The 8,520-nt window shown below is 72.2% G+C and carries 8 protein-coding genes; 3 read left to right on the top strand and 5 right to left on the bottom strand.

Features of this window, described 5'->3' with window-relative positions; translation table 11 throughout:
- Nucleotides 1-94: 94 nt before the first annotated feature.
- The 5 genes from VGX25_RS24720 to VGX25_RS24700 all read right to left on the bottom strand — a co-directional run bounded on the left by VGX25_RS24720 (nt 95) and on the right by VGX25_RS24700 (nt 6,115).
- Entirely contained in the window at nt 95-1,381 is a 1,287-nt protein-coding gene (locus tag VGX25_RS24720; protein ID WP_326920280.1) for an extracellular solute-binding protein, read from the bottom strand.
- A 94-nt stretch (nt 1,382-1,475) separates the two neighbouring features.
- Nucleotides 1,476-2,498 carry a lactonase family protein gene (locus VGX25_RS24715; RefSeq protein ID WP_326920279.1) on the bottom strand — a complete coding sequence of 341 codons (1,023 nt, stop codon included), beginning with the start codon at nt 2,496-2,498 and terminating at the stop codon, nt 1,476-1,478.
- A 24-nt stretch (nt 2,499-2,522) separates the two neighbouring features.
- Nucleotides 2,523-3,146, bottom strand: a complete 624-nt coding sequence (locus VGX25_RS24710; protein WP_326920278.1) for an aldolase — start codon at nt 3,144-3,146, stop codon at nt 2,523-2,525.
- Nucleotides 3,147-3,202: 56 nt separating this feature from the next.
- Nucleotides 3,203-4,786: a D-aminoacylase gene (locus VGX25_RS24705; protein ID WP_326920277.1), complete on the bottom strand. Its 1,584-nt coding sequence runs from the start codon at nt 4,784-4,786 to the stop codon at nt 3,203-3,205.
- Nucleotides 4,787-4,795: 9 nt separating this feature from the next.
- Nucleotides 4,796-6,115, bottom strand: coding sequence for an amino acid deaminase (locus VGX25_RS24700; protein WP_326920276.1), 1,320 nt, complete (start codon nt 6,113-6,115; stop codon nt 4,796-4,798).
- A gap of 255 nt (nt 6,116-6,370) precedes the next feature.
- Between VGX25_RS24700 and VGX25_RS24695 the strand changes: the two genes are divergently transcribed.
- Genes VGX25_RS24695 through VGX25_RS24685 form a run of 3 tightly spaced genes read left to right on the top strand, consistent with a single transcriptional unit; the run spans nt 6,371 to nt 8,471 of the window.
- Nucleotides 6,371-7,336, top strand: coding sequence for a sugar kinase (locus tag VGX25_RS24695; protein ID WP_326920275.1), 966 nt, complete (start codon nt 6,371-6,373; stop codon nt 7,334-7,336).
- Nucleotides 7,333-8,091 carry an IclR family transcriptional regulator gene (locus VGX25_RS24690; RefSeq protein WP_326920274.1) on the top strand — a complete coding sequence of 253 codons (759 nt, stop codon included), beginning with the start codon at nt 7,333-7,335 and terminating at the stop codon, nt 8,089-8,091. The genes VGX25_RS24695 and VGX25_RS24690 overlap by 4 nt, the downstream gene beginning before the upstream one ends.
- On the top strand, nt 8,091-8,471 hold the full coding sequence (locus VGX25_RS24685; RefSeq protein WP_414635949.1) for a RidA family protein: 381 nt from the start codon (nt 8,091-8,093) through the stop codon (nt 8,469-8,471). Before VGX25_RS24690 ends, VGX25_RS24685 begins: the two co-directional genes overlap by 1 nt.
- The last annotated feature ends 49 nt before the right edge of the window (nt 8,472-8,520 follow it).

Raw genomic sequence — 8,520 nt, 5'->3', positions numbered from 1 at the left:
GGCCGGCGCCGCGACGTCTCCCCCTCGGCCCCCCGCCGCGCCGGCCGGGTGCGAATATCCGGCGCGGCGGGGAGGACCTGCGGTGCCGCCACGTTCAGCTACCGAACGCCTTGTTCATCTCGGCGGCGGCGGCATCGGTCGCGGCCTCGACGGTCGTGCCGCCGATCGCGACCTGTTGCACCGCGGTGGGTATCACCGCCTGTGCGTCGATCTTGGTCCAGGCCGGGGTGGCCGGCACGAACCGGGTGCCGGCCTGCACGGTCTGGATGAACGGCCACAGGAACGGGTCGCTGCCGGCGATCTCGTTCTGCACGTCGGAGAACGTCGGCATGTTGCCCATCGCCTTGAACATCGTGCGCTGGTACCGCTTGCCGCCGAGCAGCTTGATGAACTCCAGCGACAGCGCGTACCTGGCGCTGGAGCGGAGCACGCCGAGCAGGTTGCCGCCGGCGAACGCCGGGGCGATCGAGCCGGGCTCCTTGCCTGGCAACGGAACCACGGCGTACTTGCCTTTCACCGCGCCGGCCTCCATGGCCTTGCGGTTGAAGTCGCCGCCGATGGTCATGCCGGCCGAGCCTCCGGCGAACGCGGTCACCGACTGGCTTCCGGTCAGCTGCGCGCACTTGGCCGGCGGGCAGATGTCGTCGCGGATCAGCTCGGCGTACTGCCGCAGCCCGTCGCGCGCCTGTGGGCTGTTGATCGCGGCCGTCCACTGTGCACCGTCGCGCTCGGCGATGTCCCCGCCGTTGGCCCAGATGTAGGGCAGGAGCGCGAACAGGTACCTGCCGCCGACCGCGATCCCGTACAGGTCCGGCTTGGCCGCGTGGATCCGGCGGGCGGCCTCGGCGATCTCGGCGAGCGTCTTCGGCGGGGACAGGCCCAGCTCGGCGAGGATGTCGGTGCGGTAGTACAGCGCCCGGGTGCCGGTGAACCACGGGATCCCGTACGACTTCCCGTCGATCTTCGCGGTGTCCGCGACGGCCGGCACCAGATCCTTGGCGTCCGGCCAGGCCGCCAGATCGCTGGTGAGGTCGGCGAACCCGTTGGAGGCGACGTAGCCGGCCAGGTCGGTGTTGCCGAACTCGGCGACGTCCGGCGCGCTGTTCTTGTCGTTGAACGCGCCGTTGAACCGGGTGGCGCGCCCGTCGACCGGCAGGTACTCGACGTTGACGGTGACGCCGGGGTGCGCGGCCTCGAACTCCTTCGTGGCCTCGTCGACCGCCGCCTCCTTGGGCCCGTTGCTGGCCTCCTGGAACAGCCACACCTTCAGCTCGCCGGTCGGCTCGCCTTGCTGTGGCTGGTTGTTGCTCGCCTGCGGGGGCGCGCAGGCGATGACCGCCGCCCCCAGTACGGCGGCGGCCAGCGCACGAGCGACTCTCATCCACCCTCCGGTTGCATTCTGCGCAACGTCGGTTTCATGTGCAGCAATGAGGGATGGTAGGCCGGCACGGTTCGTCGGCACAAGGTCTAAACCATTACCGGAACAGCACGACGCCCACGTTGTTCACCGGCGCCGAGCCGGCGGGCGCGCCGAGCCGGCCGCTCTCCGGGTCCCGGGGCAGCCAGGTGATCGCGTGGGATTGCTGGTTGGCCACGTAGATCCAGCGCTCGTCCGGGCTGAGCGTGAGGTGCCGCGGCCAGTCTCCGCCGGACGGCGTGCTGCCGGCGAGCTCCAACCGGCGGCCGGAGTCGTGCACGGTGAACATCGCGATGCCGTTCTCGCCGCGGTTGGACGCGTAGACGAACCGGCCGTCGCGCGACACCGCCACCTCCGCCGGGAAGCTCGGGCCGGGAGCGTCCGGGCCGACGGTCGGGATCACCTGGCCCGGAGTGAGCCGCCCGGCGGCCGGCTCCCAGGCCGCGACCGTGATCTCCGAGCGCAGCTCGCCCAGGATGTAGGCGAACCGGCCGTGCGGGTGGAAGGCCAGGTGCCGCGGGCCGGCGCCGGCCGGCAGCCGCACCTGCCGGCACTGCCGCAGCGTGCCACGGTTGAGGTCCAGCCGGTACACGTAGACCGAGTCGGCGCCGAGGTCGACCGCGAGCACCCACCGTCCACTTGGGTCGGTGAGCACCTGGTGCGCGTGCGCCGCCCGCTCGGCGCCGGTGTGCCGGACGAGATCCGTGGACTCGCCGATGCTCCCGTCCCGCTCGAGCCGGTGCACCGCAACGGATCCGTCGGTGTAGTTGGCGGTGAGCAGAAAGCGCCCGCTGGGGTGCACGCTCAGGTGGGTCGGCCCGGCGCCGCGGGACGGCCGGGTGCTCAGCATCACCGGACGCGCCGGTTCGGCGATCGACAGCGCCGCGACCTGACCGTCGGGCCGCAGCTCCTTGGTGCTGTACAGGGTGTGGCGGTCGAGGGACAGGGCCAGCCAGGACGCGTCCGGAACTCCCTCGACGGCGCCGGTCAGGGTCAGCGCTCCGGTGCGCCGGTCCACCTCGCCGACCTCAAGCCCCCGACCGGGCGGGTCGCCGAGCGAGGAGAAGCTTCCGATGTACACAATAGACACTGGGTCGCCTCCCGGTCAGCCGGTGGCGACCGCGGCGACGAACTCCGCCGCCCGCTGGCGGATCTCGGCGAACCGCGACTCGGCGGCGAGCGCGGGGGAGACGACCCCGCTGCCGGCCGTCACCGCGACCGCGCCCGCCGCCAGGAACTTCGCGGCGTTGCCGGCATCGAGGCCGCCGGTGGCCACGAGCGGGAGCCCCGGGTACGGACCGTGCAAATCTTTGAAGTAGGCGGGTCCGAGGCGCGCGGCCGGGAACACCTTGACCGCGGTGCTGCCCGCGTCCACGGCCGTGGCCACCTCGGTGGGGGTCATGGCGCCGAGCACGACCGGCACGTTCTGCCGGACCGCCTCGGCCGCCACGTCGAGCCGGATCCCCGGCGTGAGCAGGAACCTCGCCCCGGCGGCGATCGAGTCCCTCGCCTGCTGCCCGGACATGACCGTGCCCGCACCGAGCAGCACACCGTCCACTGCGGACACCCGCTCGATCAGCCCGAGCGCGCCCGGCGTGGTGAGCGCGAACTCGATGATCGGCAGGCCGCCCTCGACCAGCGCCCCGGCCAACCCGACCGGATCGGGAATCTCCGGAGCGCGCACGATGCACAGCGCACGCCGGGAACGCAGCTCGTCGAGCAGATCCATGCTTTGCTCCTGGTCGGCTGTCGTGAGTCTTTGTGTGCTATAGCCCCACAAAGGACTTACGACGGTTGTCTACGGATCGAGTGGCCGGGCAGGGCGCCGGTGGGCCGGCCGTCGTCGATCACCGGGACGCCGTTGACCAGCACGTAGGGGATTCCCGTCGCGGGCTGGCGGGGGTTGTCGAAGGTGGCGGTGTCGGCCACGGTGTCGGGGTCGAAGAGGACGAGGTCGGCGGCGTAGCCCTCGCGGATCAGGCCGCGGTCGGTGAGCCGCAGCCGGCGAGCCGCCCGGCCGGTCAGGTGCGACACGCACTCCTCCAGGCCGAGCACGCCCAGCTCGCGGACGTAGTGGCCGAGGTAGCGGGGGAACGTGCCCCAGGCCCGGGGATGCGGCCGCTCGCCGACCAGCAGCCCGTCGCTGCCGCCGGTGTGCACGGGATGCCGCATGATCGTCCGTACGTTGTCCTCGTGGCCCACGTGCATCAGGCAGGACGTGCCGAGCCGCTCGGCGATCAGCGTGTCGAAGAAGAACTCGGTGGGCGGCCGGCCGGCCCGCCGCGCGGACTCGGCGACGCTGTGCCCCACCAGCTGGGCGTTCTCCGGCCGGCGTACCCCGTTGATCTCGATCCAGGCCCAGTCCACCGGCACGCCCATGCAGCCGTCCGACCCGACCTCCTCGAGGTCGATCCGGATGCGTTCCCGAGTGTCCGGATCGGACAGCCGGGCGAGTGTCGCGTCCGGACCGCCCTCGGCCGCCCAGCTCGGCAGCAGGGCGGACAGGTAGGTGGCGCCGGGCAGGTACGGGTAGGTGTCGAGGGAGACGTCGCAGCCGTCGGCGATCGCCTCGTCCAGCAAGGCAAGCAGCTCACCGGCGCGGCCGGCGTTGACCGGGAAGTTCATCGTGGCGTGCGCGAGGTGCAGCGGGCAGCCCGAGCGCCGGGACACGTCGACCATCTCGGCGTACGCCTCCAGCGCGCCGGCCCCGTAGCTGCGGTGGTGCGGGCTGTAGTACCCGCCGAGCCGGCCGACCACCTCGCACAGCGCGACCAGCTCGTCGGTGTCGGCGTACATCCCGGGCGTGTAGGTCAGGCCGGAGGACATGCCCATGGCGCCCTCGGCCATGCCGGTCGCGACCAGCTCGCGCATCGCGTCCAGTTCGGACCCGGTCGGGCGGCGGGACTCGTAGCCCACGACCAGCATCCGGATCGTGCCCTGCGGCAGCAGGTACGCGGCGTTCACCGCGATGCCGCGGTCCAGCCGGTCGAGGTACTCGCCGACGCCGCGCCAGGACCAGTCGAAACCGGGCGGGTCGTCGTTCCACCCCACGAGCTGCGCGCGCAGGCCGTCGAGCGTGCGGTCGTCGACCGGGGCGTAGGAAAGGCCGTCCTGGCCGAGCACCTCCAGTGTGACCCCCTGCGAGATCTTGGCCAGGTGGTCCGGATTGGCCAGCACCTGAATGTCCGAATGGGAGTGCATGTCGATGAACCCGGGCGCCAGCACCAGACCCTCGGCGTCGATCACCCGGTTGCCGGACGGCCCGGCGCCGACGGCCGCGATCCGCCCGTTCTGGATGCCGACGTCCGCGCGGCGGCCCGGCGAGCCGGTGCCGTCCACGACGAGCGCTCCACGCACCACGATGTCCACTTCGGACTCCTAGAAGTAGGTGCGGATCAGGTCGACCACGGTCTCCCCGTCCGCGTCGACCACCGGGATCAGCTGCCACTTGTCGAACGTGGTGCACGGGTGCGAAAGGCCGAACCCGACCCAGTCACCCACCCGCGGGTCGGCCTCCGGCCCGATGGCGAGGAAGGCGTGCTGGTCCATGAGTTTGGTGACCCGGCAGCCGGGCAGGGGAGCGGCCACCCCGCCGGCCCGGATCAGTTGCGGGACGGGCAGATCGACGTCGTACGGCACGTCCCGCTTGCCCATGGTCAGCAGCGCAAGATCGGCGGTCGGCCGGGACGACACCTGCGCCCATGCCCGCAGCGCCGACCGGAACGGCGCCGCGTCGGTCCGCGGACGCTCGCCCAGCGGCGAAGTCCGGCGGTAGAGCCCGTCGTCGTGCGTGACGTAGGCGCCGCTGCGCAGCACCGGCAGCACCGGCAGGCCGTCCGGCCACGGTCCGTTGATCGCCTCCGCGACGAGGTCGAAGTAGCCGCTGCCGCCGGCCGTGACGATCACTCGCTCGCGGTCCTCGAACAGGCCGGCGAGCTCGACGGTCAGCTCCCGCAGCCGCGCCAGGTAATCCTCCACTCTGGACAGATCGTCGGCCGTGGTCTCCTGCGCGAGCACGCCCTCGTACCCGCCGACGCCGACCAGCCGCAGCACCGGGCTGGCCACCGCGGCCCTGGCCACGCCGATTGCGGTCGGCAGGTCCCGCGCGCCGGTCCGCCCGCCGGCGCCGCCCAGCTCGACCAGCACGTCGACCGGCCGGCGGGCGCCGGCCGCGCGCAGCGCCTCGTCCATCAGCGCGACCCCGCGCTCGGAGTCCACCCAGCAGAACAGCTCCAGCTCCAGCTCCGGATCCCGGTCCAGCTCGGCGGCCAGCCAGCGCAGCGCGGCCGGGTCGACAAGCTGGTTGGCCAGCATGATCCGGCTGACCCCGAACGCCCGGTACACCCGCAGCTGGCTGGCGGTGGCGGTGGTGATGCCCCACGCGCCGTGCTCGAGCTGGCGGGCGAACAGCTGCGGCGCCATCGTGGTCTTGCCGTGCGGCGCGAGCGCGACACCCCGCGCGGCGCACCACGCCGCCATCGTCGCGAGGTTGTGCTCGAGCGCGGGCCCGTCCAGCACGAGCAGCGGGCCGACGAATCCGTCGTGGAACAGCCGCAGCCGCCGCTCGGCGACCGAGCCGATCGTCATCCCGGCGACCGCGGCCGGCATTCCCTTGTGCCGCCAGTCGATCGGCTCGCTCAGGATGGCCGCGACGGCGTCCTTGTCGATCTTGCCGGGCTCGATCCGGATTCCCGCCATCCGCACCACTCTTCCGCGACCTGGCGCGCGACGCAATCGCGTCGCGAGAGCTCATACGCACTGAGCCTCGCCTTCCGCTGGTCGGAGCCCTGCCACCGCGATAGCGGGCCTTCGGCCGAGGGCGCGCTCCGTACCCGCGTTGGCGGCCGCGCTGTCACATGACAGGACAGCATTGCGTTATCTGCAACGCGTATTGCACGATGTGACGTGATGTTGTGTAGCATCTCGGTGCCGGACCGTCAATCGGAAGCGAGGATGCGACAGGTGCAGGTGCTGTGCCTCGGCGAGTCCATGGCGTTGTTCGTGCCGGGCGAGGACGGACCGGCGGATCGCGTGCGCACCTGGATCCGCACGGTGGGCGGGGCCGAGTCCAATGTAGCGTGCAACCTGGCCCTGCTCGGCGTGCGCGCCGGCTGGGTGAGCGCGGTCGGCGACGACCCGCTCGGCCGGGCGGTGGTGTCGGCGGTCGCGGCGTCCGGAGTGGACGTGTCCGGTGTGGACATTGATCCGCTGCGTCCGACCGGGTTGTACTTCAAGGAGTCCGGCTCGGTCCGCTACTACCGGGCCGGGTCCGCCGCGTCGGCCATGGGCCCGGAGCTGCTCGACAAGCTGGACCTCGACGGCGTCCGCATCCTGCACACCAGCGGGATCACGCCGGCGATCTCGGGCAGCTGCCTTGCGCTGACGCGCGCGCTGTTCGCCGCGCCCCGGCGCACGCACCGGGTGTCGTTCGACGTCAACTGGCGGCCTGTGCTGTGGCGCGGCAAGGACCGGGCGGTGCTGCGCGAGCTGGCCGACGCCGCGGACCTCACCCTGGTGGGCGCGGACGAGGCCGAGGCGGTGTGGGGCACCGGGGACCCGGCCGGGATCAGGGCGCTGCTGCCCGGCCCGGACACGCTGGTGATCAAGCAGGGGGAGCGGGGCGCGACGATGATCGAGCGCGATCCGGCGACCGGGGCGGACCTCGACGCGGTGTTCGAGCCCGCGCTGCGGGTGGACGTGGTCGAGCCGATCGGCGCCGGGGACGCGTTCGCCGCCGGCTTCCTGGCCGCCACCCTCGCCGGGGAGTCACCCCGGCGCCGGCTGCGCGCCGGGCACCTGCAGGCCGCGGTGTCGCTGCGCACCCACGAGGACGTCGGCATCCCGCTGCCCGACGACGTGGTCGCCGAGCTGCTCGCGGCCGACGAGCGGACCTGGGCGGACTGGAGAATGTCGGGATGAGCCAGAGCCTGGACCGGGCGTTGACCGTGCTGGACGGTCTTGCCGAGGGTCCGCGGACGCTCGACCAGCTCGCCGAGCGGGCCGGCGTGCACAAGTCGACCGTGCTGCGGCTGCTGCGCACGCTGGAGTCGCACCGGTTCGTGCAGCGCGACGGCATCCGGTACTACCGGCTCGGCACCGCGCTGTTCGACCTGGCGCACCGGGCGCTCGAGGACCGCGACGTGCGCCGGCTGGTCGAGCCGGCGCTGCGCGACCTCAACGCCGCCACCGGGCACACCGTGCACCTGGCCAGCTACGAGGCCGGCGAGGTGATCTACATCGACAAGTACGAGAGCCGGCACAACGTGCGGATGTACTCGCGGATCGGCAAGCGCGCCCCGCTGCACTGCACCGCGGTCGCCAAGGTCCTGCTGGCCGCCATGCCCGAGCCCGAGCGCCGGGCGATCGCGCTGTCGATGAGCTACCCGAAGCTGACCGCCAACACGATCACCGAGCCCGAGGGGTACCTGGCGGAGCTGGCCCTGGTCGCCGAGCGGGGTTATGCGGTCGACGACGCCGAGCACGAGGCCTTCATCCACTGCGTCGCCGCGCCCATCCGGGGCACCCGGGGTGAGGTCCTTGCCGCGATGTCGCTGTCAGTTCCGGAGGTCATACTGGATCTTGACGGCCTGCTCGAGCTCGTCCCGGATCTGCTCAGCGCCGCCGCCAAGGCCTCGGCGGAATGCGGCTGGTCCCCGATCGCGAAGGAGACATAGTGCCAAGGACCTCGATCAAGCCGGAAGGCGCCGCGCCCCCGCCCGTGCCCCTCTCGCCGGGCATCCGCAAGGGCAACATCCTGCAGGTGGCCGGCCAGGTCCCGGTCGACCACGCGACCGGCAAGATCCTCGAGGGCACGGTCGCCGAGCAGACCCGCCAGTCGATGCGCAACATCCGGGCCGTGCTCGAGGCCGGCGGCGCCACCTTCGACGACGTGGTGATGATGCGCGTCTACCTCACCGACACGGCGCACGCCGCGGAGATGAACGAGGCCTACAAGGAGTTCCTCACCGAGCCCTACCCGGCCAGGACCACTGTCTACGTTGGACTCCCACCCGGCATCCTGGTCGAGATCGACGCGCTTGCGGTCCTCGACTAGCCGGGTGAAGATCATGGGTTCGGCGCGGAAGTGCCCGATTGACGGGCAC

The sequence above is a fragment of the Actinophytocola sp. genome, assembly GCF_035942955.1.
In the GTDB taxonomy this organism is placed as follows: domain Bacteria; phylum Actinomycetota; class Actinomycetes; order Mycobacteriales; family Pseudonocardiaceae; genus DASYTH01.
Note: the sequence above shows the minus strand (reverse complement) of the source record. Positions and strands in the feature narration are given on the sequence as shown.